At 46.3% G+C, this 24,961-nt stretch carries 20 protein-coding genes; 13 read left to right on the top strand and 7 right to left on the bottom strand.

All coding sequences use genetic code 11. From position 1 onward, the window contains the following. Positions 1 to 69: 69 nt before the first annotated feature. The 4 genes from H3H32_RS25555 (at position 70) to H3H32_RS25540 (ending at position 3,989) form a co-directional block, all read left to right on the top strand. The gene (locus tag H3H32_RS25555) at positions 70 to 780 is read left to right on the top strand and encodes a GNAT family N-acetyltransferase (RefSeq protein WP_182458588.1); all 711 of its coding nucleotides are present in this window, start codon (positions 70 to 72) and stop codon (positions 778 to 780) included. Positions 781 to 1,091: 311 nt separating this feature from the next. Next, positions 1,092 to 1,682, top strand: a complete 591-nt coding sequence (locus H3H32_RS25550) for a GNAT family N-acetyltransferase (RefSeq protein WP_182458587.1) — start codon at positions 1,092 to 1,094, stop codon at positions 1,680 to 1,682. A 502-nt stretch (positions 1,683 to 2,184) separates the two neighbouring features. Next, positions 2,185 to 2,541 (top strand): hypothetical protein, encoded by a 357-nt coding sequence (locus H3H32_RS25545; RefSeq protein ID WP_182458586.1) that lies wholly within the window; start codon positions 2,185 to 2,187, stop codon positions 2,539 to 2,541. 131 nt (positions 2,542 to 2,672) lie between these two features. Next, entirely contained in the window at positions 2,673 to 3,989 is a 1,317-nt protein-coding gene (locus tag H3H32_RS25540; RefSeq protein ID WP_182458585.1) for a cryptochrome/photolyase family protein, read from the top strand. Between the two features lie 51 nt (positions 3,990 to 4,040). On the opposite strand, the gene H3H32_RS25535 is transcribed toward H3H32_RS25540, so the two are convergent. Beyond that, the gene (locus H3H32_RS25535; RefSeq protein ID WP_182458584.1) at positions 4,041 to 4,580 is read right to left on the bottom strand and encodes a hypothetical protein; all 540 of its coding nucleotides are present in this window, start codon (positions 4,578 to 4,580) and stop codon (positions 4,041 to 4,043) included. Between the two features lie 386 nt (positions 4,581 to 4,966). On the opposite strand from H3H32_RS25535, the gene H3H32_RS25530 reads away from it, so the two are divergent. Next, positions 4,967 to 5,506 (top strand): cupin domain-containing protein, encoded by a 540-nt coding sequence (locus H3H32_RS25530; protein WP_240543490.1) that lies wholly within the window; start codon positions 4,967 to 4,969, stop codon positions 5,504 to 5,506. 369 nt (positions 5,507 to 5,875) lie between these two features. On the opposite strand, the gene H3H32_RS25525 is transcribed toward H3H32_RS25530, so the two are convergent. Further along, a complete protein-coding gene (locus H3H32_RS25525; protein ID WP_182458583.1) occupies positions 5,876 to 6,250 on the bottom strand; it encodes a winged helix-turn-helix transcriptional regulator in 375 nt (124 codons plus the stop codon). 106 nt (positions 6,251 to 6,356) lie between these two features. Here H3H32_RS25525 and H3H32_RS25520 point away from each other — a divergent pair, with 106 nt between their 5' ends. The 5 genes from H3H32_RS25520 to H3H32_RS25500 all read left to right on the top strand — a co-directional run bounded on the left by H3H32_RS25520 (position 6,357) and on the right by H3H32_RS25500 (position 12,450). Next, positions 6,357 to 7,109, top strand: coding sequence for an SDR family oxidoreductase (locus H3H32_RS25520; RefSeq protein WP_182458582.1), 753 nt, complete (start codon positions 6,357 to 6,359; stop codon positions 7,107 to 7,109). Positions 7,110 to 7,125: 16 nt separating this feature from the next. Next, positions 7,126 to 7,746: an NADPH-dependent F420 reductase gene (locus H3H32_RS25515; RefSeq protein WP_182458581.1), complete on the top strand. Its 621-nt coding sequence runs from the start codon at positions 7,126 to 7,128 to the stop codon at positions 7,744 to 7,746. 2 nt (positions 7,747 to 7,748) lie between these two features. Continuing rightward, the gene (locus tag H3H32_RS25510) at positions 7,749 to 8,582 is read left to right on the top strand and encodes an SDR family NAD(P)-dependent oxidoreductase (protein WP_240543489.1); all 834 of its coding nucleotides are present in this window, start codon (positions 7,749 to 7,751) and stop codon (positions 8,580 to 8,582) included. Between the two features lie 482 nt (positions 8,583 to 9,064). Continuing rightward, the gene (locus H3H32_RS25505; protein ID WP_240543488.1) at positions 9,065 to 11,419 is read left to right on the top strand and encodes a TonB-dependent receptor; all 2,355 of its coding nucleotides are present in this window, start codon (positions 9,065 to 9,067) and stop codon (positions 11,417 to 11,419) included. Between the two features lie 2 nt (positions 11,420 to 11,421). Next, the gene (locus tag H3H32_RS25500; protein WP_182458580.1) at positions 11,422 to 12,450 is read left to right on the top strand and encodes a DUF4249 domain-containing protein; all 1,029 of its coding nucleotides are present in this window, start codon (positions 11,422 to 11,424) and stop codon (positions 12,448 to 12,450) included. Between the two features lie 122 nt (positions 12,451 to 12,572). On the opposite strand, the gene H3H32_RS25495 is transcribed toward H3H32_RS25500, so the two are convergent. From H3H32_RS25495 to recQ, 4 genes are all read right to left on the bottom strand, one after another. Beyond that, positions 12,573 to 13,799, bottom strand: a complete 1,227-nt coding sequence (locus tag H3H32_RS25495) for a lytic transglycosylase domain-containing protein (RefSeq protein WP_182458579.1) — start codon at positions 13,797 to 13,799, stop codon at positions 12,573 to 12,575. A gap of 101 nt (positions 13,800 to 13,900) precedes the next feature. Next, on the bottom strand, positions 13,901 to 15,139 hold the full coding sequence (locus H3H32_RS25490; RefSeq protein ID WP_182458578.1) for a lytic transglycosylase domain-containing protein: 1,239 nt from the start codon (positions 15,137 to 15,139) through the stop codon (positions 13,901 to 13,903). Positions 15,140 to 15,304: 165 nt separating this feature from the next. Continuing rightward, on the bottom strand, positions 15,305 to 16,387 hold the full coding sequence (locus H3H32_RS25485; RefSeq protein ID WP_182464475.1) for a lytic transglycosylase domain-containing protein: 1,083 nt from the start codon (positions 16,385 to 16,387) through the stop codon (positions 15,305 to 15,307). Between the two features lie 189 nt (positions 16,388 to 16,576). Beyond that, on the bottom strand, positions 16,577 to 18,703 hold the full coding sequence (gene recQ / locus H3H32_RS25480; RefSeq protein WP_182458577.1) for a DNA helicase RecQ: 2,127 nt from the start codon (positions 18,701 to 18,703) through the stop codon (positions 16,577 to 16,579). Positions 18,704 to 18,913: 210 nt separating this feature from the next. Here recQ and H3H32_RS25475 point away from each other — a divergent pair, with 210 nt between their 5' ends. Then, positions 18,914 to 19,549, top strand: coding sequence for a hypothetical protein (locus H3H32_RS25475; RefSeq protein WP_182458576.1), 636 nt, complete (start codon positions 18,914 to 18,916; stop codon positions 19,547 to 19,549). A gap of 79 nt (positions 19,550 to 19,628) precedes the next feature. Here H3H32_RS25475 and H3H32_RS25470 read toward each other — a convergent pair whose 3' ends face one another. Next, positions 19,629 to 20,150 carry a hypothetical protein gene (locus H3H32_RS25470; RefSeq protein ID WP_182458575.1) on the bottom strand — a complete coding sequence of 174 codons (522 nt, stop codon included), beginning with the start codon at positions 20,148 to 20,150 and terminating at the stop codon, positions 19,629 to 19,631. A 186-nt stretch (positions 20,151 to 20,336) separates the two neighbouring features. Between H3H32_RS25470 and H3H32_RS25465 the strand changes: the two genes are divergently transcribed. After that, positions 20,337 to 22,736 (top strand): penicillin acylase family protein, encoded by a 2,400-nt coding sequence (locus H3H32_RS25465; protein ID WP_182458574.1) that lies wholly within the window; start codon positions 20,337 to 20,339, stop codon positions 22,734 to 22,736. Positions 22,737 to 22,853: 117 nt separating this feature from the next. After that, a complete protein-coding gene (gene argS, locus H3H32_RS25460) occupies positions 22,854 to 24,953 on the top strand; it encodes an arginine--tRNA ligase (RefSeq protein ID WP_182458573.1) in 2,100 nt (699 codons plus the stop codon). Positions 24,954 to 24,961: the final 8 nt, after the last annotated feature.

Here is a 24,961-nt window from a genome sequence, read left to right as displayed (position 1 = left end):
ACTCACAACAAACCAGCTCGGATTACGCTGTCTCCGTTTTCGCGGCTTCACAACCGCCAATAAACGACAATGATCACCCCAGAAATAGTTAACGATCAATACATTATTCAGGTGGCTAACGAAGACCACCTGCGGTTAGCAGAAACCATCTGCCGCGAAATGGAAGAGAGTGCGAAAGCCCGGGGAACCGGTATCGCTAAGCGTTCGCCCATTTATGTGATGGAGAAAATGCTCGAAGGCAAAGCTATTATTGCAATGACTTTGTCGGGCGAATGGGTAGGGTTCTGCTACATCGAAACGTGGGAACACGGAAAGTTTGTGGCAAACTCAGGCCTAATTGTCCATCCCAGTTATCGTAAAAGCGGCATTGCTACGCATATTAAAGCCAAGGCATTTGAGTTGTCTCGGACGATGTTCCCAACGGCCAAAATTATTGGAATCACTACCAGTCTGGCGGTGATGAAAATTAACTCCGATCTGGGCTATCAACCTGTTACCCTTAGCGAACTGCCAGGTGATGAGTCATTCTGGAAAGGATGCCAGACCTGTGCTAACTTCGATATCCTGACGCGTACCAACCGGAAGCATTGCCTCTGCACGGGTATGCTATACGATCCCGAAGAGCATAAAAAGGAAGAGAAAGACGAGAAGTGGAATTTCCTGAAAGAATCAAAACTCTACGAGCGTTGGATGCGGATTAAAAAGCGTATTCTGCTCCGCATTCAGCCATCCGATCGGTCCCGTTCTCGCAAAGGTGATCGGGAATTAGAGATTGCTTGATTAGTCCTATAGAACTAAAACAAGAAAAGTCCGGAAATAGCTTCCGGACTTTTCTTGTTTTAATGCATCTCTAATATTTCGGCACATGAGGCTATGAATGGCAATAAGAAACTTATACACTGAATATGAATCTAGCTTCGATATGAGATTCAGGCTATTATAGCTGAAGATTTTTTGATAAGGGTATTTTATTGATATTTACGTTTACAATTGATAACTGCTTAAAGTAGCCATCATCACGTAATTTGCATTACTTTTAATTTAGTGTCGATTGTTGTAATAGGTTCATAATAATCGATATATCACTTAAAATGCTGAATACCACAACAGATTACATATTGGAAAATGAACGCGTTTGCTTACGTCCATTACGAGCAACTGACTTTACGAACTTACTTCCCTTCTCATTAAACGAGCCCCAAATCTGGACTTACTCTCTTATTTCAGCGGCCTCCGCCGAAAAGCTACGCTTTTACATTGATTTGGCAATTCAACAACGAACAGCTCAGACGCAATATCCCTTCATTGTTTTTGATAAACTAGCGAACGAGTATGCGGGCTGTACCCGCTTTTATGACATTAATAATAGCGCCAAAACCGCTCTGTTAGGTTATACCTGGTATGGAACGGCTTATCAGGGAACGGGGTTAAATCAGGCTTGTAAGGCCCTTCTGCTGGAATTTGGCTTTGAGCAATGTGAATTTGAGCGCATTGAATTTCGGGCAGATGCACAAAATGAGCGAAGTGTACGCGCCTTACAAAAGATTGGGTGTCAAATAGAAGGCACCCTTCGAAATCATTTGCCTAGCCCGCTAGGCGGTAGGCGAGATACTATTGTTTTGTCGATCCTAAAACATGAATGGTTTAATGGCATTAAACAACTCAATTGGCCGATAAAGTGAAAGTCTAGTGGAAAAATAAAGTAACGAGTTCTCGTAGAACTTTGGGAAGTCCGAACTACGAGAGTCCTATAGAACTAAAACAAGAAAAGTCCGGAAGCTATTTCCGGACTTTTCTTGTTTTATACCCTCTTGTTGTAGGTGATTTTTGAGAAATCATTATTTAAAGCCTCTCCATTTTGCTTTCACAGACTACCGAAAACTAAAAATTACTAGTTTGTTAACATTTGGTTAATATTGGAGTGGGCAAATAATATTCTGATTATTGATTTTCTACTATTAAATGATAATATACTTTTATCGAAAAAATCTATAAAGACGAAATATAATTATTTATTTACTAGAATTGATGAAAAACTTTGATTGTGAAGTGATTAAGTAGAACTAAAAAATGATAACACAAATTTAATATTGACATAATATTTGCTTAATATTAGTTATTGAATGCTCCCGGGTAATTTGAGTCGAGAGCGCGTTGTTCTATCACTTAACTCATTTTGAAGTCATGAAAAAGAATTTTGCTCTTCTCATGCTGGTAGGCTTCCTGGCAACGCAAGCCTACGCTGCGCCGATCACTACGCACAGACCTAAAGCCGCTAAAGCGACTTTAGAACAACAACTGTCGAAGTATATCTCTTACCCGGATGCACTCAAGGCGACTCAACAGGCGGGTATTGTTGTCGTTCAATTCCGGATAAATTCGGCGAATGAACTTTGTCATGTTGAAGTATTTAGCCAGAATGAACAACTTAATAATGAATTGCTGCGTCAGCTAACCGGCGTTAAGTTGAAAGGTTATCAGAACGATTTGAGCGAATTTACCCAACAGGTACATACTGTTCGGCTTCGGTTTAAACCTTAGCCATATACGTTTTAGACAGATCGTCAGCGATTGCCAGAGAACTTTTATAATCTGGCAATCGCTGACTTTTTTTGTGCCTTAACTTTTTCCCTCCACAGCTGGTTAGCCGATAAACAAACTTCTCTAAACCTATGTCTGAACCACTTTCGTTGGTTTGGCTCCGGCGCGACTTGCGTCTGCACGACAACGCTGCGGTATACCATGCACTCAAAAGTGGTCGGCCAGTTATACCGGTGTTTATTTTTGACCGTACAATTCTGGATGACCTGGATGATCGACAGGATCGTCGGGTTGAATTTCTGCTTCAGGAGGTCAATCGATTGCAGGATGAACTAGCCAAAATGGGATCGACGTTGCTCGTCCGATATGGTAAGCCCATTGATGTATGGAAAGAGCTGATTTCGCAATACAGCATAGCCGATGTATTTACCAATCATGACTATGAAGTGTATGCCAAAGAGCGTGATAAGACCATTGGTAAGCTGCTGGCCGAGCAGGACATTGGGTTCCATACGAGTAAAGACCAGGTGATTTTTGAGCGAGATGAGGTACTGACTGGAAAAAAAACACCCTACACAGTCTTCACTCCGTATAGTCGTAACTGGAAAGAGAAACTGACCAGTTTTTATTTGAAGTCATACCCAACTGAAAACTATTTCAATCACTTCTGGAAAACCAGCCCTGAAAAAGCCCTGACATTGCAGTCAATGGATTTTAAGCCAGTAGGGGAGTCGTTCCCAGCTAGAACGGCGTCTGATACATTACTTGATCATTACAACCAAACCCGTGATTTTCCTGCCTTACCACATGGCACCAGCCAATTGGGGATGCATCTCCGATTCGGTACAATTAGCATTCGTGATTTAGCGCGTCAGGCGAAAGCTGCCGAGGATACGACGTTCTTAAACGAACTCTGCTGGCGTGATTTTTATTTTCAGGTGCTCGATCATTTTCCGCACGTGGAAAAGCATTCCTTTCGGCGCGAATATGATGAAATTAACTGGCGCAACAACGAAGATGAGTTCGGGAAGTGGTGCGAGGGTAAAACTGGCTATCCAATTGTGGATGCTGGAATGCGTCAACTGAACACCATTGGCTGGATGCACAATCGTGTTCGGATGATTACGGCGAGTTTTCTGTGTAAACACCTGCTCATTGACTGGCGCTGGGGTGAAGCCTATTTCGCGAAGAAACTTCGGGATTACGACCTGTCGGCCAATAATGGCGGCTGGCAATGGGCAGCAGGCTCTGGGACTGATGCAGCCCCTTATTTCAGAGTGTTCAATCCAGCCCTACAGGCAAAGAAGTTCGATCCGAAAGGAGAGTATATTCGCCAGTGGGTTCCTGAAGTTGATCGTCCTAATTATCCGAAACCCATTGTTGAACATACAACGGCCAGACAACGCGCCATCGATACCTACCGCAAAGCACTTAGGAAGGGAAAGTAGGGTAGTTCTGTGAGAAATTTAAATAAACAGGATTAGGAAAACGCCATTTACTTAGCAACCACCTTTGCGAGGGGCACGTTTGTAAATTAGTTTACTATCACGTTCTACATAGTCACCCGATACTATTGGATATGAATACTTGGGCGCGTGCGATACGTTATGGCTTCTTATAATTAGTTTGTCGTTAACCTTCAGGCCATGCAATTGCTGAAATTCCTTATTGTCCGACCCAAAACTAAGGATATAATCGTCACCATTAATCCTGACCATCACTCCGAAACCTAATCGTGAGCCTGGCGGAAGAGAAAGAGAGGTTACAACAGCTTCCATATTGGTAAAAGCACTTATATGCTTCCTTATTTTAGCTTCACCGGCATACACTTTTTTACCTTCGGGAGACGCTTCCCATTTTTTGTACTTTATACCATCGGGGGTAGCCTCCCACTTTTTCAATGCAGCTTTCCTTTCAACAGCAGAGATTGGCTTTAAGGTTGACTTTTTAGAAGCTTCATTTTTGATTTCACGATTAGCAAACACTAGTCCGCTTATTACAACCAGCGGTAAGATTAGTGTATAAATAATTTTTTTCATGTTTTTGAAGGTTTAATCGAAGTAAGTCTATATCCTGCTAAATCAGATCCGTTTAAGGCATTCGTTCATTTTCAAGGATTTGAACAAAGCTAAAAGTTTCTATTCTGTCGTCTGTTAATGACCTGTAAAAGAATGTTAACGAAACGTAAAAGCTGCTTATACAAGCAGTTATAAGTTTTGGCCTCTAAGTAGTTAGATATACTTTACAAGGATGTTGCCTATACAACTGTCTTATAAAAACGCTCTTTTTCAGAATTACTTTCCACTAACTCAATAACTTTCCCTATTAGTGGTAAATGCGGCTATACTCACTTCTTGAATCTACATTTCATCGATAAATAACCAACATGATGAAGCGCACTAGTTTCCTCAAAGTCTGTTTAACCATGGCCACTTCCCTGGTTTCACCTTTCTTGTGGGCTGCCCAAACCATCCGAAAAGTCCGAATAGAGAAAGGCTTCAAGGTGGAAGCTGGTAAAGACAGGTTTAATCAACCTATTTCCCTGTTTGATGGTGATACATTCATGACAAAAGTATCTACCAAAGATACTAACGGAGATTTATACGTTTATGAATCCCGACGGGTTAAGGAAGGGGGGCCTGCTCTGCATGTTCATTTCGATCAAGATGAACTATGGTATGTGTTGGAAGGGGAATTTCTGATTAAGGTTGGGGAGGTCATCCACCAAGTGAAAGCTGGTGATACCGTATTCGGTCCTCGGAATGTGCCGCATTGCTTTGCCAAAGTAGGATCAGGCGAAGGCCGTTTGTTAATGACCTTTCAGCCAGCGGGCAAAATGGAAGAATGCTTCCAAAAGATCAGTGCTGGGGCGCTAAAAAACCTGAGTGAAGCCGATCAAGATAAGTTTCGGGAAGCGCATGGGTTCAAGCGAGTGGGCCCGCCTATTAATCAACTCAAACAGTAAGGTTCAACGGTCAATAGGCTCATCTCAAGACCTAATCGATAAATAACACTATACTCCTGCTTGAGACACTCTCATTTTCTGCTCCATAAATGGGCGTTATAAAAAGACGGGCCAAACACACCCGTATAGTTCCCTGCGCTGAAATTTTGTTACGGTAGGTAAAGCCCCAATCCTTCATGCGTAGGTGATAGGGTTAAGTGTCAGCATAGGCTTCTGCTGTAGACGAACTCTTAATGGGGTAATTCCCGACTGTGGTTCGCTTGATGAGTCAGGTGGAGCATGCCCCATTTTTTTTAAAGCCAGAAAAAAATGAGACAGGTTCTCAACACCTGTTTCGTAATAAACAGCTACTGGTTTCCCCTTTTTTGACTAGCAATCTTGGGGGAGTTTGCTCCATTGGTAATCCGTCACTTTGGGGATTGTAGCTACTTCATATTTCAAATTCCATTCTTTTATGTGCTCTAAAATTGGCAAAAAAGCTAAGCCTTTTTCTGACAATTTATAGTCTACCCTGGGCGGTAGTTCTTTATAGGCCAATCGTTCCAATAAGCCATCTTCCTCCAACTCTTTTAACTGTTCGGTCAGTACTTTCCTTGAAATGTGGGGTACGATGGCATCTAACTGACCAAAACGCATGGTTCGGGTGCCAATTACATTGATAATGATCGGCTTCCATTTATTCCCAATCGTGCCAATAGCTCTCGTAAATGGACAATTCGAATTACAAAATCGGTCATCTCTCATAGTCAAAATTTGTAGTTACCCACCGGTAACCAGAATATACCATCAACAGTTCCTAAAATAAACTATTGATAGTTCCTTTGCGAAACAAATATAGAAGTAACTGAAAATGAGTAAGCTAATAAGCAAAGTTGCCGTGATTACAGGTGGTAATAGTGGCATTGGACTGGGCATTGCCCAAGAATTTAAAAATGAAGGAGCTGTCGGCGCTATTGTCGGCAGAAATCAGGAAACGTTAGCGAGTGCTTCGGCTCAGCTTGGCGATACGTTTATAGCCATAAATGCCGATGTCACCAACCTGACCGACCTGGAAAGGGTGTTTAAAGAAACAGCTGAAAAGTTTGGTAAAATAGATGTGATTGTCGCCAATGCGGGTGGTGGAGCTATTGGAACGGTGGCCGATACCACCGAAGCCGACTATGATAAGGCAATGGATCTGAACCTGAAGAGTGTCTACTTCACGGTTCAAAAAGCACTACCCTATATGAATGACGGTGGCTCAATTATTCTGATCGGATCAAATGCCGCCCATCGGGCCTATTCCTCATTTTCGCTGTATGGGGCGGCCAAAGCGGCTGTAATCTATTTAGCGAAAGGATTTTCAGGCGACCTGTTAGCGAGAAAGATCAGGGCCAATGTCATTACACCCGGTACAACCGATACTCCTGCATTTGACAAGTTTGTTCCTGCAGAACAAATCGAAGCGGTAAAAAAACACTACGCAGGCGTCATGCCAATAGGCAGGATTGGGCAACCCTCGGATATTGGTAAAACAGCTGTTTTCCTGGCCTCAGATGATTCTTCGTTTATGCTGGGCGCTGAACTTTTGGTTGATGGTGGTATGACCTATTTGGCTAAATAATTAAAAAATTCTCAAAATGAGTCAATCAGAAAACAACGTAGCTCACTACGCAATTATCGGCTTTGGTAAGATCGGTCAGGCCCTGGCCAAGGCGTTTGCCCGCAAAGGCATCGAAGTAGCCGTTGCTACCACACGAGATCCGGAAAGCTTTGCATCTGCCGCGGCCACGATCGGACCCGAGATCATTCCCACCACACTTATGGAAGCCGTTAAGGCAGACATCATCTTTCTGGCGGTGCGTTTTGAAGCGCACCCGGATGTGGCCAAGGCGCTGCCCAACTGGCAGGGGAAGACCATCGTCGATGTGACCAATGCCTACGGTATTTCCCCTAAGCAGCTGGGCGGACAGCCTTCCGGCAGGGTCGTCGCGCAGGCCTTCACGGATGGAAAAGTGGTTAAGGGTTTCAACCATTTGGGCGCTGCCATCCTTGCACAAGATCCGGCCGTACAAGGTGGCAGACGAGTCGTGTTCCTGGCAAGCGACGATGACGACGCAGCAACGCAGGTTAGTGCGCTGGCAGACAATCTCGGTTTTGCGGCCATCAAACTTGGCGGGCTGTCGGAAGGTGGGCTGCTGGTGCAGGCGCACGGAAATACCTGGGGTCAGTTGATCTTTAAGGACTTAGTTAAATTCTAGGGATGAATCTTGATCGCCAATATCAGGGCGATTCTGCCTCGTGGACAAAGGAGCCACAGTATCAAATCTTTAAAGAAATGAGTAACTTAAACAACAAAGTAGCGATAGTGACAGGTGCATCAAAAGGAATTGGTGCAGGAATTGCAAAGGCATTTGCCAAAGAAGGGGCAAAAGTTATAGTCAATTATGCGTCAAGTAAAGACGCAGCGGATAAAGTAGTGAAATCTATAACCGATGATGGAGGTACAGCCATTGCAATACAGGGCGATATATCAAAAGAAGCCGATGTAATCAGGCTGTTTGACGAAACAGAGAAAACGTTCGGCACGTTGGATATTTTAGTCAACAACGCTGTCTTTCAGCAATTTTTACCTGTTGAACAGGCATCTGTAGAAGCTTTTCATCAGCATTTCAACGTCAATGTTTTGGGTCCTGTACTTACCATCCAGGCAGCTTTAAAACTGTTTGGCTCTACCGGTGGCAATATCATTAATATCAGTTCGGGTGCCAGCAAATCGCCGATGGCGGGAGTGTCGTTATATTCCGCTACGAAAGCGGCCTTGGATGCCCTAACGATTTCTTTATCGAAAGAGCTGGGAGCAAAAAACGTTCGTATCAATTCTATTTTGCCGGGCGCAACGGAAACTGAAGGGGCCACTAGTGCGGGCGTTACTAGTGGCAGTGAGTATGAGCAACTATTTATTGCAAATACGCCACTTGGTCGAAGAGGTCAGCCTGAAGATATTGCGAAAGCTGCCGTATTTCTGGCTTCCGATGATGCCGCCTGGATTACAGGCGAGCAACTTTCGGTTTCGGGTGGTATGTACGGATTTTAACTCCATCCATTAAAAAAAAGAAAGCCAATTAGTCGACACTATTGATTGTTAGTAGTTATACCGACTGCGCACTGAACGAAGTCATCAATTCCACTACTAAGCCTAAAAAGCCACAGATAGACAAGATATCCGCGGCTTTTTTGCTTTTCGGACCTCATGTTTAACCGACAATCAAAACGGATGACTAAAGCCCGTGTTGGTACCAGCAGTTTTGGGTTAGTGCGACTGAAGCGCAAACTAAAAACTGAACGGCGGTAGCGACGGTCAGCCACTTGACAATTATTGAAAATAATCGGTTCATAAATCGCTCCCTCGTAACACGAAAAAGCCGCACAACTATCCTAAGTCCTGAAGAACCGTGATATTGCTACTGGAAATTGTCTTGTTAAAAATTAGTTAATTGATTCTGGGGTAAATAAGCGGCAATGGTAACCTTTTGTAGCTTAGGGTTCTTTTCTTAGATTATTCCATTGCTCAACCTTATGAAGTTGCGGTTTACTCTGTTCTACTGTCTGTTTGCGTTTTCTTCAGCTGTACTAGCCCAGCAGCGGCTTCGCTTGAGCGTTATTGTGCGCGATGGTCTTACGAAAAAGCCAATTCCGGGAGCTAGCCTGCTCGTTGCCGAAACAAAAGCAGGGGCGCGAGCAGACAGCGCTGGTGTCATCACGCTTACTCACCCACCAGGTGCCCTGACTCTTTATGTGTCGGCGGTGGGCTATTTCCGAGGTCGCGAAACAGTCGTGCTGGATTTCAATAAACGAGTTGAGTATTTTCTTCAGCCTCGATCCACCGATCTGGAAGAAGTAGACGTGCGAGCTACCCGTAAGGATAAGAATATTAAGGACGTACAGATGGGGCAGATTCTGATTAGTATGCCCGAACTGAAGCGGATGCCGGTTGTGTTGGGCGAACCCGATATTCTGAAAGCGCTTACACTTCAATCGGGCGTGACAACGGCTGGCGAAGGCGCTGGTGGGTTCAACGTTCGCGGTGGCCGTGCGGATCAGAATCTAGTGCTGATGGATGGGGCGCCTTTGTTTAACACATCGCACTTACTCGGTTTCTATACGAACATCAATCCTGATATGGTGCAGGACGTGAGCCTGAATAAAGGGGCTTTTTCAGCACAATACGGCGGGCGGGTGTCGTCTTTGTTGTTGATGAGTACCCGAAATGGGAACAAAGATGGCTGGCGTGTTTCGGGGGGCGTAAGTCCGGTAAGTGCGCGGGTCGTGGTCGATGGACCCATTTCTAAAAAACTAACCCTGCTGGCGGGGGGGCGTGTTGCTTTTCCGAGTTATTTACTGCAATTGTTTCCGTCGGCCAGTGTCAAAAATAGCCGGGCGTTCTTTTATGACGGAAATATTAAACTGACCTACACACCCGACGAACGAAACACCATTTCGCTGTCGGCCTATCGAAGCCAGGATAATTTCCGGTTTCCGGGCGATACGCTCTACGGGTGGCATTCGAATGTAGTAACCGGGCGTTGGAGTTACCTTATTCGGCCGGGTCTGCAATTCAATCTGTCAGGGCTTTATAGTGGTTATTTCCTGAATGTGGATGGTGTCGCGCCCACGTTAAACTTCCGGTTTAGGTCGCACATTGAGCAAAAAGAAGGGAAAGCCGATGTGTTTTATACGCTGAACAAATCCTTCAAAGTTCAGGTTGGCGTCAATGCAATTCTGTATGGTGTTCAAACGGGCGCTATTCAGCCAACGGGCGATAACTCCAGTATTAATGCCCGGCAAGTTAATCCAGAACGAGGTCGGGAAATTGGGTCGTACATCAATACCGAATGGGAATTGACACCCAATATTACCCTGATGGCCGGTTTACGGTATTCGGCCTTTGCGCTGCTGGGGCCTCAAACGGTTTATAACTATGCGGAGAATTTGCCGATCTCTCCCGAAACCGTCACGGATTCGGTAACATATGGAAGCGGAAAGGTGGCACAAACGTATGGTGGATTTGAACCCCGGTTGGCCTTGCGGGTGCAGGTTGCCAAAAATACAGCAGTCAAAGCAAGTGCAGGGCGAACGCGTCAGTATCTAAACCTGATCTCGAATACAACGGCCATTACACCGCTCGATTTCTGGAAATTGAGTGATCGTTATTTACCTCCTCAAATCGCCGATCAGGTGTCTTTGGGTGTATTTCAGAATTTGCAGGACAATGCCTATGAAATAAGTGTAGAGGGTTATTACAAACGACTTCAGAATCAAATTGACTATCGCTACGGGGCCAATCTGATTCTAAACCCAAAACTTGAAACCGCGCTTCTGCATGCCGCCGGACGAGCTTATGGGGTTGAGTTTGGGATAAGCAAGAATACCGGGCGACTCACCGGGCAATTTAATTACACCTATGCCCGCTCACTAATTGCAATACAAACGCCTTTCGATCAGCTTCGGATTAACGGCGGAGAGTATTACCCCTCTTATATCGACAGGCCTCACACGCTGAACATGCAGGCTCGCTGGGGAATGTCGCACAACTGGACATTCTCGACAAACTTCGTGTATTACACGGGCGTACCTGCCACGTACCCAGATGGACAATACACGTATAACGGCGATGTGGTACAGGACTATTCGCGCCGAAACGCCGACCGTATTCCGGACTATCATCGTCTGGACGTAGCTTTTTCGAAGGATACGCGATTTGTTAAATCGCAAAAGCGGTATGGGATCTGGACACTGGGTATTTACAATGTGTACGCCCACAAAAATCCATACTCGATTTATTTCACCCGTTATAATCAGCGAACAGAAGCGTACCGGCTGTCGGTATTTGGCACCATGATTCCATCTATCGCTTACAATTTCTATTTCTAGTTATGTACCGGCTCTTCGTTATAATTCTTATCAGTGTTTTAGTAGCCGCCTGTATCGACCAGGTAAGCTTACCTATTCGTACCGAAGCTCCCCGTTTGGTGGTAGAGGGCCAGATTACGAACGAGGCCCCTCCGTATACTGTCCGGCTTACCTATACGGGTAATTATGGCGGAAGTGGACAGAATGTAAGTGACCAATACGTAAAAGAAGCTCAGGTTACCATGGCCGATGATCAGGGCCGCTCAACGCGTTTGATATCTACAGGATTGGGCTTATATCAAACCGCCGATTCAACGTTTAGAGGGCAGGTGGGCCGAGCTTACAGCCTGAGTGTAGTACTGACCGATGGTAAACGCTATGTTACAAAAGCGGAACGAATGCCTGCTGTGCCTGTAATTGACAGTATTTCATCATCCTTAGTTAAAACAATTGGTCTAGCACCCTATGCGATAGCGTATGCGGTCAATACGACCGACCCTGCCAGTGAACAAAACTATTATCGTTGGACTGCTTACGGGTATACCAATCGTATGTCATTAGGCGTACCCTGTAGCTTGGGTAGCCCTAATAAATGTTTCACTCGTTGCTGGACACCCGTATCGAACGATGTTGTCAATGTGTATAGCGATGAGGCTATTAATGGAAACCCGCTTCGAGGTAAATTCGTCTTACAATTGCCTATTTATGCGGTCGGGCCGCAATTGATTGAAGTACAACAATATTCGATTACCCAGTCTAATTATCAGTTCTGGAAACTTTACCAACAGCAAAATGCCCGAACCGGTAGTATTTTTGATCCGCTCCCCGCACCTGTAACGGGAAATCTGGTCAATGCCAGTGATCCGACTGATTTAGCCAGAGGCTATTTCGCCGTAACATCTGTTACGAGAAAACGCTACCGGCAGCAGAGCTTTCCCAGCGCTGTTTTTTACCCAGCGGTGCTCAGCTTTATCAGTAGCCAGATTTTACCCGATGGCGATTGCCGGGCTACCTACGGTAATGTACCCACTCTGGAGCCAGATGGTTGGTAAACCGGGATTTTTGTGATTTTACTGACCGACTATGATTTGAATGATATGATACGGCTTCCAAAGAAAGCGAAGCAAAGAAATCATAGTCAGTCAATAAAATCATAAAAATCCTGGTTCTGATTTTACAGCTTCCACTGCACAACCCAGCCTGGCTTTACCACTTTGGGGCGAGGTACTCCTGCCAAGCCTGTTGCCGGGTTCATGGCCAGTAAGGTGAGTGGAATACTGGTATTTTCCTGGGTCGAAATAGCTTTAGTTGCTCGTAAGAATAGATTGCCTCGCGAATCTATATCGTCTACAATGGCATAGAGCATGTCTCCAGCTTTCAAGGCATCATCACCAATCTGAACGTCTTCTGTTAGTGTAAATGCCCAACTTTGGCCTACTCTGGGGAGCCCTGCCCGCACCAGCCGCGTAGCGACATCACCAACAAAAACAGGATTAGAGGCTGGCTTGCTCTTGAGCAATTCCGTGAGCAAACTGTCCATAATCATTGCCTCATTTTTTGTCGGTCTGCCAGCATCCAGGAATGATTCAATGGGGACACCTTCTGGCTCAGGTTCATCGTCCTTAAGCCAACCCATCCGCCGGGCCTGTTCGCGTTCCTTTTCATACAAATTGCCCGAGTAAGCCAGCATGGTACCGGCCGAACCAACGCCGTAAAATGGGTTTGTAAATAGCTCCTTCATGGCCAGAATCCGGTAGAGGTAATAGCCTGTTTCAGGATTCATGGTCATCGAATAATAGTCACGGTGGCCTGATTTCGTGATTTTACGCTGTACCATACCCACGCCCCCATTGTAAGCAGCCGCTACAAGCGTCCAGGACCCCAGTTTTTTGTACAGGAATTTCAAATACTTGCAGGCGGCTTCTGTCGATTTGAGCAAATCCGTTCGTTCGTCGTTACCAGCTGCGATGGAAAGACCCATGTCCTGAGCTGTGTCATCCATGAATTGCCAATACCCAATGGCACCCGCCGACGATACGGCATTCGACTGCCAGGCACTCTCGATAAGCGGCAGGTATTTGAAGTCGTTGGGAACGTTATATTTCTGCAGAACGGGTTCGATAATCGCAAAAAATGGTGCCGAACGAGCCTTCAACCCGTTCACATGCCGGATATAACCCGAACTGCCTGCGAGTGCTAACGCTAACTTCGCTGATACGTCTCCCTGTTCGGTTGGAACTACTTCGCCACAGAAATGTAGCCGTTGTGGCTCCAGTGGGCGAATAGCTTTTTTATTTCCTTTGGCTTTCGCTAAAGTTGTTTTCTTCTGCGCTACGGCAATTTGCTCAAGCGATAAAATGCTCAGGAGCAATAGAATAACATATCTAGTACCTACTGTCAAAATAAAGTGCTGTTGGTCAGATCAATAGACAACGAATTGGGCGTAAGGTTTAGTTCGGAGGAATTATAGCAACTTGAAGCTCAGTTGCTCATCTTATGACGTTACAATGTCTTCCAGGTCAGAATCCAGCCCGCCTTTATCTGATCAACGTCTGGTAGTTTAATGCCAATACGGCCTGTCGATGCGTCAATGGCGGATAAGTTCATCATGTAGGTGTGTTTTTCATTTGCCGAATAAAGTCGGTCGGCCCGCAGGTAAATCTTGTCTGTTTTGGGGTCAACATCTTCGACAATAGCATATAAAACATCTCCTTCTTCAACTTGTTTACCATCGGCCATGCCATCACGAGTCAAGTGAAATACCCACACCTGCCCACGCGCCACACCGGCTGATTCCACTAGTTTGGCCTTGATGCCTCCCCGAAAAACATCGGCTGCGTTCGGAAGCGGTATATCGGCTGTTTGTCCTGCCAGTGGTTTTGCTGTTTCCTGAACAGGCGTGTCAATGGCCACTTGGGTAGCTTCATTCACAATTACTTCTGGCAGCAACACTTCATCTTCATCCGGCTCAGAATCAGGCGTGAGTGGCTCGCTAAGGTAAGCCATCATTCGTTCTGGAATAAGGTGATCGTACGATTTGTAATTGGAAAACAGCTCTTTAAACGCTAAAATCCGATATAGGTATTTACCCGTTTCGGCATTCAAACGCAGGTAATAGTAATCTCGTTGCTGCTGTCGGCGAATATTGCTCAATAAGGCCCCAATACCATTATTATAAGCTGCAGCTGCCAGCGTCCAGGAACCTAATCGAGTGTACAGATACCGCAGATACCGACAGGCGGCATTGGTTGATTTGACCAAATTCGTTCGTTCATCGTAGCCAGCATGAACGGCTAACCCCAACTCACGAGCTGTAGCGGGCATAAACTGCCAATAACCCACCGCTCCTTTAGGCGATACGGCCATTCCGGTCAAGGCACTTTCAACTAAAGGCAAATATTTGAAATCCAGCGGAATTCCGTGTCGGGATAGGATAGGTTCAATAATCGGGAAAAACACAGAGGCCCGCTTGCGAATGCGATAAATTGCCTGATTTTGGTTCGTATTTCGTGCCAGGGCAGATACTAATCGACGCGCAACAGCTTCTTCGTGTAGAGGCACTGATTCTCCACAGAAATAAACGGGGGGGAGCATCCTCGTTAGACCTGGATCAATAGCTGGTGTGAATGTGAGGGAATGTGCTGATGGTCTGTCTACTGGCGCATTTAGCAAACGAGTAGGAGCAAAAACACTTGTCACAACCAAACCAGTCGCTAGCGAAAGATAGGCTAACAAGTTCATTTTAAGGCAAGTTCAAGTTTTATGGGTTATTGCCTTTTTGACTCTATTATTAGTCTATAGTTACACTATAGTTTTTGCTTATTTATTAAAAGGTAGGCTTATAAATAAAGCCGCCTGGTATCAGGCGGCTTTATTTATAACGTTAGTTTCCGTTCAATGAACAGCTTATAACCAGTCCCAGAAGTGCAGTGGGCGTATTCCTTCTCCTTTTTTCGAGGGTAAAATTCGTGGCCGACGGAACCGAAGAACCATGAGTCCCATCATAAGCTTTTTGATGGGCAAATGCTGCCCTTGTTTCTCCAAATCGGCATCCGGAGCATTGGGTATAGTTGCGGCAGAAGTCGCACTGGCAATAAATTGATCTGTATCCGATGGCGCTTTGGTTAGTGCCGTATTGGGGCGTGGTCCCCAGGTAGGATCGGTAAAATCTTCGTCAACCAGTTCAATGGTAGGCGCATCCTTAATTTTCTTTGGAAGCGCCAGCGGCTTATGCCAGCTAGGCAGTGGCTTGGTTAGCTCGGCCATGGTTGAGCCACTTAGTAACAAGGCGTACTGGCGTGGGTTGGTAAGAAGTTCTTTGAACGCCAGAATTCGGAACAGATAGTGACTCGTTTCGCGATGCAACCGAAGCCGGTAATAACTTGTCTGGCTTTGCTGGTGCATTTTATTCATCACGTGGGTGATTCCTCCGTTGTAGGCAGCTGCTACCAATGTCCAGGAACCTAGTTCCCCATAAAGCTGGTGCAAATGGCGACAAACAGCAATGGTTGCCTTTTCCAGGTTCAGGCGTTCATCCACTTTCCCATTGACTTTCAGACCCAGTTCGCGAGCGGTACCTGGCATGATTTGCCAGTACCCGGCGGCTCCCCGATAGGATACGCTCCGGTTATCCAGCGCACTTTCGGCCAACGGCATGAAGCGGAAGTCGCGGGGAATTTTGTATTTCCGAAGGATCGGGTCAATGATTGGGAAAAATTCCGATGCCCGTGAACGGAGATCGAAAAGAAATTCTTCCTGTGCACCATAGGTGCGTAAGGTTTGTGCCCAACGGCGCGATACACGAGGTTCGTTGACCGGTACTTCTTCGCCACAGAAGTAAATTGGGAACAGGCGTTTGGTCGAATCGACGACTAATAATTCAGGATTGTTGAGACCGTTTGAGGGAAGAATTCGGCTCGTGTCGGTGGTGAAAATGGAGATCGGGTGGGTCGTTTTAACGACACCCGGCCCCGTTTTTACGGCGGCCATGAGCAGTGAAAAACTTACTTCTTTTATCAAAATTACATTAGTTGTTGTGATACATATAGACAACAAAACCCGTCCTTTGGTAACGGGTTCATTTTCTACCTAAAAACGAATTTAACTGATTGTCTGGTATATAGCAAATATTCTGCCTAAGAATTATCCAACGGGACAGCAGAAAAAAGGATTTTATCTTTATAGAAGACCCATAACAAGCGTCAGTTTGCCATAGTCATAACGACCGCCTAAATAGTCGTAAACAGGCTTTAAACGGCCTTCTTCAATGCCAACGGCAGCAATGGCTTTTTCAATTTCGCGCCGGTCAATAGGGTCAATCAATGAGACTAAATCAATATCGTAGCCTGACTTGGAAAGCTGCACTAAATGGCTCGCTACTGAGCCAGTTGTAAGTTGTCGTTCGGCAGCAATCTCGTCAATTGTGTAACCATTATTATACAAATCGAGCGTTACTAATTGGGTCGATCCTTTAGGTTTTTCACCCGCCTGCACCCGACTTCGTACATAGTCGAGGATCTCGCCCAGAAATTGTTTGCCGAACAATTGAAGTTTACGCTCGCCAACCCCGCTCACATTCCGTAGCGCATCGGGCGTGGTTGGCCGCTGACGGGCCATGTCTTCGAGAGTGGTATCCGTAAAAATAACGTAGGCAGGAACGTTCTGCTCGTCGGCGAGTTGCTTGCGCAATACCCGTAGTCGTTCGAACAGATCGTCGCGTTGGGTTTCTGATTTGGTCTTCGTTTTTTCGACCACTGGTTTTGGCGCATCATCGGGACGTACCAGATCGATCTTTCGGCCACCATACAATACCTGATCGGCCAGGATACCCCGGCGCAGCGCGTAGTGTTGATCGTAGGCGATTTCGATGACACCGACGTTTATGAGATGATGAATGTAATTACGCCAGTCTTCAAAACGGAGGTCCTTTCCGGCACCGTAGGTTTTTACCTGATCGTAGCCACCCTGGATTATTTGCTGGCTCCGCGACCCGCGTAAAATGTCAATTAACAAATTCATCGGAACCCGCTCTCCTGTACGAATCATGGCCGAGAGTGCTTTCTGAGCCAGAATCGTACCATCAAAGGTCACGCGTGGATCTCGACAAACATCACAGTTTCCGCAGGGTTCGGGAAAGTCTTCCGAAAAGTAAGAAAGCAAAATCTGCCGACGACAGGTGTGTGCATCGGCGTATTGTTGCATCCGCTCCAGTTTGGCCAACTGAAGGCCAAGGTTAGCCGGGTTGTTTTCGGCCAGCATCTCTTTGTAGGTGGCTACATCGGCGAAACTATAAAACAAAACCGTCTGGGCCGCAGCACCGTCGCGCCCTGCCCGTCCGATTTCCTGATAAAAGCTCTCGATGTTTTTGGGCATGTTATAATGAATTACCCAGCGCACATTCGATTTGTCGATCCCCATACCAAAGGCAATCGTGGCGCACATAATGCGGACATCGTCGCGGAGAAAAGCTTCCTGAGTTTTGGCCCGATCATCGGGGTCCATTTTGGCATGATAGAAAGCCGCGTTAAACCCTTTCTCCTGTAGTTTAGCCGCCAGCGATTCGGTCGATTTCCGGCTCAGGCAATAAATAATACCCGATGTATTGGGTTTCTGCTGTAACAGGCGAACAATTTGCTGAATGCGATTCTGACCAGGCAACACCTGCAAACTCAGGTTCTTCCGGTTGAATGAATCAACAAATATGGCGGGGTCGTTCATGCCAAGCCGGGTAGCAATATCCTGTCGGGTCAACTTATCGGCCGTGGCCGTGAGCGCAATCGTTGGGACTGCCGGAAATTGCTCTTTCAGAACATGCAATTGCGTGTATTCTGGCCGGAAATCGTGCCCCCAGGACGAAATACAGTGGGCTTCATCAATGGCGAATAACGAAAGATTGACGAGTTGCAGGAAATTGAAAAACGATTCGGTGAGCAGTTTCTCGGGCGAAACGTAAAGTAGCTTGAGTTTTCCACTAATGCAGTCGTTTTCAATCTCGCGCTGTTCCCGGCTGGTCTGGGTGCTGTTGTAATAAGCAGCCTGAATACCGTTCATGTGTAAAGCCCCTACCTGATCTTTCATGAGGGCAATCAGGGGAGAAACAACGATCGTCAGGCCCGGAAGCATAAGTGCCGGAATCTGAAAGCAAACCGATTTGCCTCCCCCTGTTGGCATCAAAACTACGGTATCTCGCCCACTCAAAATGGATTGGATAATGGCTTCCTGCATAGGCCGGAATTTATCATATCCATAATAGCGCTTAAGATAATCGGTTGGGGTCGACGTAAGGGGAGGGTTTGTACTAAGCATTTTGTGTTTCCGAGTAGGTTGTGTACCGGACAAATGGGCATAGCTGGGAAGAGCTAAATGACCATCGTTGCTCGGTTAGAAACTACTATCTTTCTATCAAATTTAAGAAAAAATTAAGTCATTTTTAGTGACAGATTCGTGATTTTATACCCATCTTTCCGTCCTAAGTGCTGAAGTTTTAAGTTTATCATAAACCCCAATCCAATTGCCATGAAAAAGATTATTTCAATACTATGCCTGTCGCTTGGTTTACTGGTTGCCTTTGATGGTGTATCTCAGGATGATAAAGCCTCCAAAAGTAAAGCGAAAAAAGAAATGAGTGATGCCGACAAATCGGCGAAGGATGCTGCTAAGGCAGAGAAAAAAGCAGCCAAAGAAGCCGCGAAAGCTGGCATGAGCGACGCTGATAAAGCCGCGAAAGATCAGGCAAAAGCCGATAAAAAGGCAGCTAAAGATGCTGCCAAAGCAGCCAAAGCCGATGCGAAGGGAACTGCCGACGCAACAACCGATGCCGCCAAACAGGCTGCCATGAACGAAAAAATGGCAAAAGTGAGAGCGGCTAAAGACGCGAAGAAGGATGCCGCAGCAACTGCTGATAAAGGAGCCGCTAAGGCCGATAAAGCCGCTGATAACGCAGGGCTGAAAGACGACAAGATGAGCAAAACCGCCAAAGCCTCAACACCTGCCGTGAAAGAGGAAAAAGCAACGCCTGCCGACTACAAAGCGCCTGTTGATGCGTCTAAAAAAGGCCCCAACGGAGAGAAAGTAATGACCGGTCCTCGTGGTGGTAAATATTACATCAACAAGAACGGTAACAAGACTTACTTGAGTAGCATAAAAGGGTAATAACTTATCTTTCTAAACAGAACGAGGGGCCAGGCTTGCAAGCTTGGCCCCTCGTTCTGTTTAGGAATAATCGGTGTTGCTAATAATTTGATTGATAGGACCTCTGAGTGGACATTGAACCTTCAATAATGCCGTCTTTTATAAGTTGGGAAACGATATTGTGGGGAGGCACTTCGTTGCTGCCGCCTGTCGTGATAATAGCTTTCCAGAAAGGTTTGCCCGTTGCCAGATTTATCATCTCCAGATAAAGCTCATTGTAGGATGTGATATACCTGCCCGAACCGGCTGTGTAGTTTCGATTGAAGTCAATACTTAACATAACTTCGCTTTGACAGGCTTGTCGTTGTTTATCAATTGCTTCTTCGGGGCTGTCGAACGAAATAGGGCTATTTGATACTGTACAAACCTGATACCCCGCCGGGAAGGCTGTTTGAAAGGTAGGCAAATACGTTGGCCGGGTTTGAGAGAGTCTTGATACGATCAGAATGCGCCGAAACTCAGGTTTTGCATCCGCTTTTACATTCGACTGGATGTTCGCGGTCATGCAGCTTGTCAGGTTTATCAGAAGACTAAGGGTTATTAGTTGGCGGAATATTTTCATAACAGTTTTATATTATTTTATCAAAGAAACATCATGTTTCTAATAATTAACCAATTCCAGGCAACGGATTCTTGATCGAAACTTTGTTCACATTACACCATTCACAGCCTCATTTAGGGTTTAGGCGTTTAAAAAGGCTGTTACGAAAGTGAAAAATTCGTATGTTCAGGGATAGAATCTGATCCTATGCGCCAGCTACTTCGGTTGTTTATAGCTTTTCTGCCATTCAGTTGCAATTCTCAAACGATACAAACGACGGGCCTGCAACAACCCGTCGAAATCATTCGCGATCGGTGGGGTGTGAACCACATTTATGCCAAAAACGAACATGATCTTTTTTTTGCACAGGGATATGCTGCCGCTCAGGATCGCCTGTTTCAACTGGAAATCTGGCGTCGTCAGGCTACGGGTACAATTGCCGAATTGTTGGGGCCTCAGGAAACCAAACGCGATATAGGAACGCGGCTCTTTAAGTTTCGGGGAGATATTAATAAAGAGCTGCTGCATTACCATCCACATGGTCCGCAAATCGTTGGGGCATTTGTCGATGGTATTAACGCCTATATCACCGAAATCCTGAAAACGCCCGAAAAGCTGCCTTTCGAATTTCGAGTACTGAAGACAAAACCCGCATTATGGACGTCCGAAGTCGTGATTAGTCGGCATCAGGGATTGCTGGGCAATGTTCGCGACGAACTCAATTATGGACGATTGGTGAAACTCATTGGCCCCGACAAACTTCGTGAACTACAGTGGTTTCATCCGGCCTCCAAACCCAGCGATCCTGACCTGACGCTACACGTCAATGGCGAGGAGTTGTTTCAACCAATCCTGGAACTGTATGAAGCGTTTCGCCTACCACTAAAATTCAGCGACCGATTAGCGAAAGCTGACGAAGATGAAGCCAGTCGATCCGATAAATCAGTCGATGAGTGGTTCGAGACAGAGAAGCAGTTTGTGGGGTCGAATAACTGGATTATTTCGGGTAATAAGTCGGCTAGTGGGTATCCGATGCTGGCCAATGACCCACACCGGTCACAATCGACGCCCTCGCTACGGTATTGGGTACACCTGAACGCGCCCGGCGTGGATTCGCCCGGCTGGAATGTGATCGGAGCAGGAGAGCCAACCTTGCCCGGAATTTCAATTGGGCATAATGACTACGGTGCCTGGGGGCTCACGATTTTCGAGACCGACAATGAAGATATATACGTCTACGAAACCAATCCCGCAAATCCCAATCAATATCGCTATAAAGGCAAAGGGGCGACCTATACGTGGGAAAACATGAAAATACTGACCGAAACTATTCCGATGAAAGATGGCCAATCGGTACGGGTTGAGCTAAAATATACGCGTCATGGTCCGGTGGTATTTGAAGATAAAGAACACCACAAAGCCTATGCAATTCGGGCAGGCTGGCTCGAAACGGGTTGCGCTCCCTATCTGGCGAGTTTACGGATGAACCAGTCGAAGAACTGGACCGAGTTTCGGCAGGCGTGCACCTATAGCCGCGTGCCGGGAGAGAATATGATCTGGGCCGATAGAACCGGAACGATTGGCTGGCAGGCCGTGGGTCTATCGCCCATACGGCAATCCAGCCCGGGAAAAAACTTCACCGGGCTGGTTCCTGTGCCAGGTGATGGGCGGTTTGAGTGGAGTGGCTATCTGCCCATTCTGCAACTGCCCAATAAACTTAACCCATCTGAAGGGTTCGTGGCTACGGCCAATAATAATTTGACGCCTGTGGATTTTCCGCACCGCGATGCCGTTGGCTGGACCTGGGCAGCACCTAGTCGGGCTCATCGCATTGAGGAAGTATTGGGCGATGGGAAGCGCAAGAATCTGGTCGACTTTATGGCGTTGCAGGCCGATTATCTATCCATTCCTGCGCGGACGTTGGTACCATTGCTCCAAAATCTGGCGTCGCAGTCGGACCGAACGACACAGGCGTTGGAATACCTGCGTCGATGGGATTATAAGCTTGATCCGAATTCGGTGGCTGCTGCTATTTATGTCGCCTGGGAGGGGCAGTTAAAACTGGCTGTTTACCAACAGAAGGTGCCGAAGATTGCGCAACCTTACCTAACCAGTCTTCCATCAAAACGGGTAATAGACGCTCTTCTTCCGCCAACGGCTTCTCGGGATAGTTTGTTGCTGTTGTGTATGGATCGCGCCGTAACAGAACTCACCGGGCGATTAGGCAACGACATGACCAAGTGGGTGTATGGCCAGGCCAAGAATAAGCACATTACCCTTACCCATCCGCTCAGCAACATGGTCGATAAAGCGATGCGGAAGAAAATTAACCTTGGCCCCGCCATTCGGGGAGGTTATGCCGAAACGGTGAATGCAACCAGCGCCAATCTGAACCAAACGCACGGCGCATCGTTCCGAATTCTGGTCGATACCGAAGATTGGGATAAAACGCTTGGTATCAATACACCCGGCCAATCAGGAAATCCCGATAGCCCACACTACGGCGATTTATTTCCGATCTGGGCCGACAACAAATACTTCCCCGTCTATTTCTCGAAGGAAAAAGTGAAGTCTGTCGCCGAAGAAACAACGGTGCTGAAGCCATGAGTAGCGCGGACATCTTGTCCGCATAACCGAAGACGCAGTTGTCGCTCAAAAATGATTAACCTGCGGCTACGCGGACAAGATGTCCACGCTACATAACATTTCGTACTTTTGTGGGAAATGGATATTCAATCAATAGTAGCAGCCGATATTGCACGGTCAATCGCCGAACTTTATTCCGGCAATGCGTGCGACGTACAACTTTCGCCGACGAAAAAAGAGTTTGAAGGTCAATATACCTTTGTCACGTTTCCACTCACGAAAGCCCTCCGCCAGGCGCCTGCGCAGATAGGTCAAACGATTGGCGCGTGGTTGCTGGAAAATAGTTCAGTTGTCAGTGCATTCAACGTGGTACAGGGGTTCCTGAATATTAGTATTGCCGATGCCGCCTGGGTTGGTTTGTTAAATGATATTGCGGCTAATCCATCATTCGGTACATTGCCTTCGAAAGAGCAGTCGGTGATGGTTGAATTTTCGTCACCAAATACCAACAAGCCGCTTCACCTCGGGCACTTACGGAATAATTTCCTGGGAGACTCGGTCAGTAAAATTCTGGCCGCAAACGGCTATGATGTCGTAAAAACCTGCATTGTCAACGACCGGGGCGTTCACATCTGTAAGTCGATGCTGGCTTATCGGATGTTTGGCAATGGTGAGACACCAGAGTCGGCGAGCATGAAAGGCGATCACCTGATCGGGAAATACTATGTTCGATTTGATCGAGAGCTAAAAGAGCAGTTAAAGCCAATACTCGACTCTATTTATACTAAAAGAGACCTATCACTATTTAGCGAAACTCAGCAAACTCAGCTTAAAATCCATCTTCAGAATTTAGAGGGATTAGAAGTTCGTCTAAGTCAGGAAGTACAACAACTTGCTTTTGATGAGATAGCTGCATTAGGATTTAATACAGAAATAAGTCTAGAATCTGCTATTGATGGAAAAATTAAATGGAAAGATGTTCTGAAATCTATTGATGATGCAGATGTCAAAATAAAAGAGCGGAAGCAGAAAGAATTACAGAAAATACTAAAATCTGTTCTAGCTATTGAAGAGGAAATTGATGGAGAGAAGGACGAAGTAAAAGATATAGCGCAAACAAAAGCACCCCTCATGCTTGAAGTTCAGCAGATGCTGCGTTTGTGGGAGCAAGGTGACCCTGAAACAGTAGCGCTCTGGAGCCAGCTCAACGCCTGGGTGTATACGGGTTTCGATGCTACCTACAAACGGATTGGCGTTAGTTTCGACAAAACCTATTACGAATCGAATACATATCTGCTAGGAAAAGAAATTGTTGAAGAAGGAATCCAGAAAGGCGTTTTCTTTCGGAAAGACGACAGTTCCGTTTGGATTGATCTGACTGCCGAAGGACTGGATCAAAAGCTGGTGATGCGTTCTGACGGTACGTCGGTATATATGACGCAGGATTTGGGTACGACCGATCTGAAGTTTCAGGATTTTCAGAATGATCGTCAGATCTGGGTAGTTGGGAATGAACAGGACTACCATTTCAACGTGCTGTTCGCCATTCTGCGCAAGCTAGGCCGGACGTATGCCGATGGTCTGTACCACCTCTCATACGGCATGGTCGATCTGCCAACGGGTAAAATGAAATCGCGCGAAGGCACCGTTGTCGATGCTGACGATCTGATTAAGGAAACCATTGATGCGGCCTCGACAGCTGCTGATGAAGCGGCTAAGGGCAAACTGGAGGATTTCAGTCAGGAAGAGAAAGATGCACTTTTTCAGACGCTTGGTTTGGGTGCGTTGAAATACTACTTGCTGAAGGTTGATCCCCAAAAACGAATGCAGTTCAATCCGGCCGAATCGGTGGATTTGCATGGTAATACCGGGCCTTATATTCAGTACGTTCACGCCCGGATTCGCTCTATTCTGCGTAAGGCTGCTGAGCTTACCATGACGCTGGAAGGGCCCGTGTCGGCAACGCAATTGGATGAGCTTGAGCAGCAATTAGTGTTCCTATTGAGCCAGTATACGCAACGGGTAGCTGAGGCAGGAACAGACTATGCGCCTTCGTATATTGCCCAGTATGCGTATGAGCTGGCCAAGACGTTCAATCAGTTTTACGATAAGCTGTCAATCCTAAAAGAAACGGACCCGATTAAATTGCATACCCGACTTGTGTTATCAAAGACCGTTAGTGAAACTATTCGGAAGTCAATGGGTTTATTGGGGATAGAAGTGCCTGAAAAAATGTAGTTTAAGTT

The organism is Spirosoma foliorum, from assembly GCF_014117325.1.
GTDB lineage: Bacteria > Bacteroidota > Bacteroidia > Cytophagales > Spirosomataceae > Spirosoma > Spirosoma foliorum.
This window is presented reverse-complemented; position numbering and strand designations above follow the sequence as displayed.

Bases quoted from the DNA above. Each gene is read 5' to 3' on its own strand.
- H3H32_RS25470 (WP_182458575.1), bottom strand. From the start codon at position 20,150: ATGAAAATATTCCGCCAACTAATAACCCTTAGTCTTCTGATAAACCTG.
- recQ (WP_182458577.1), bottom strand. From the start codon at position 18,703: ATGCTTAGTACAAACCCTCCCCTTACGTCGACCCCAACCGATTATCTT.
- argS (WP_182458573.1), top strand. From the start codon at position 22,854: ATGGATATTCAATCAATAGTAGCAGCCGATATTGCACGGTCAATCGCC.
- H3H32_RS25475 (WP_182458576.1), top strand. From the start codon at position 18,914: ATGAAAAAGATTATTTCAATACTATGCCTGTCGCTTGGTTTACTGGTT.
- H3H32_RS25505 (WP_240543488.1), top strand. From the start codon at position 9,065: ATGAAGTTGCGGTTTACTCTGTTCTACTGTCTGTTTGCGTTTTCTTCA.
- H3H32_RS25515 (WP_182458581.1), top strand. From the start codon at position 7,126: ATGAGTCAATCAGAAAACAACGTAGCTCACTACGCAATTATCGGCTTT.
- H3H32_RS25510 (WP_240543489.1), top strand. From the start codon at position 7,749: ATGAATCTTGATCGCCAATATCAGGGCGATTCTGCCTCGTGGACAAAG.
- H3H32_RS25465 (WP_182458574.1), top strand. From the start codon at position 20,337: ATGCGCCAGCTACTTCGGTTGTTTATAGCTTTTCTGCCATTCAGTTGC.
- H3H32_RS25545 (WP_182458586.1), top strand. From the start codon at position 2,185: ATGAAAAAGAATTTTGCTCTTCTCATGCTGGTAGGCTTCCTGGCAACG.
- H3H32_RS25550 (WP_182458587.1), top strand. From the start codon at position 1,092: ATGCTGAATACCACAACAGATTACATATTGGAAAATGAACGCGTTTGC.
- H3H32_RS25535 (WP_182458584.1), bottom strand. From the start codon at position 4,580: ATGAAAAAAATTATTTATACACTAATCTTACCGCTGGTTGTAATAAGC.
- H3H32_RS25520 (WP_182458582.1), top strand. From the start codon at position 6,357: ATGAGTAAGCTAATAAGCAAAGTTGCCGTGATTACAGGTGGTAATAGT.
- H3H32_RS25490 (WP_182458578.1), bottom strand. From the start codon at position 15,139: ATGAACTTGTTAGCCTATCTTTCGCTAGCGACTGGTTTGGTTGTGACA.
- H3H32_RS25525 (WP_182458583.1), bottom strand. From the start codon at position 6,250: ATGAGAGATGACCGATTTTGTAATTCGAATTGTCCATTTACGAGAGCT.
- H3H32_RS25485 (WP_182464475.1), bottom strand. From the start codon at position 16,387: ATGGCCGCCGTAAAAACGGGGCCGGGTGTCGTTAAAACGACCCACCCG.
- H3H32_RS25530 (WP_240543490.1), top strand. From the start codon at position 4,967: ATGGCCACTTCCCTGGTTTCACCTTTCTTGTGGGCTGCCCAAACCATC.
- H3H32_RS25500 (WP_182458580.1), top strand. From the start codon at position 11,422: ATGTACCGGCTCTTCGTTATAATTCTTATCAGTGTTTTAGTAGCCGCC.
- H3H32_RS25540 (WP_182458585.1), top strand. From the start codon at position 2,673: ATGTCTGAACCACTTTCGTTGGTTTGGCTCCGGCGCGACTTGCGTCTG.
- H3H32_RS25555 (WP_182458588.1), top strand. From the start codon at position 70: ATGATCACCCCAGAAATAGTTAACGATCAATACATTATTCAGGTGGCT.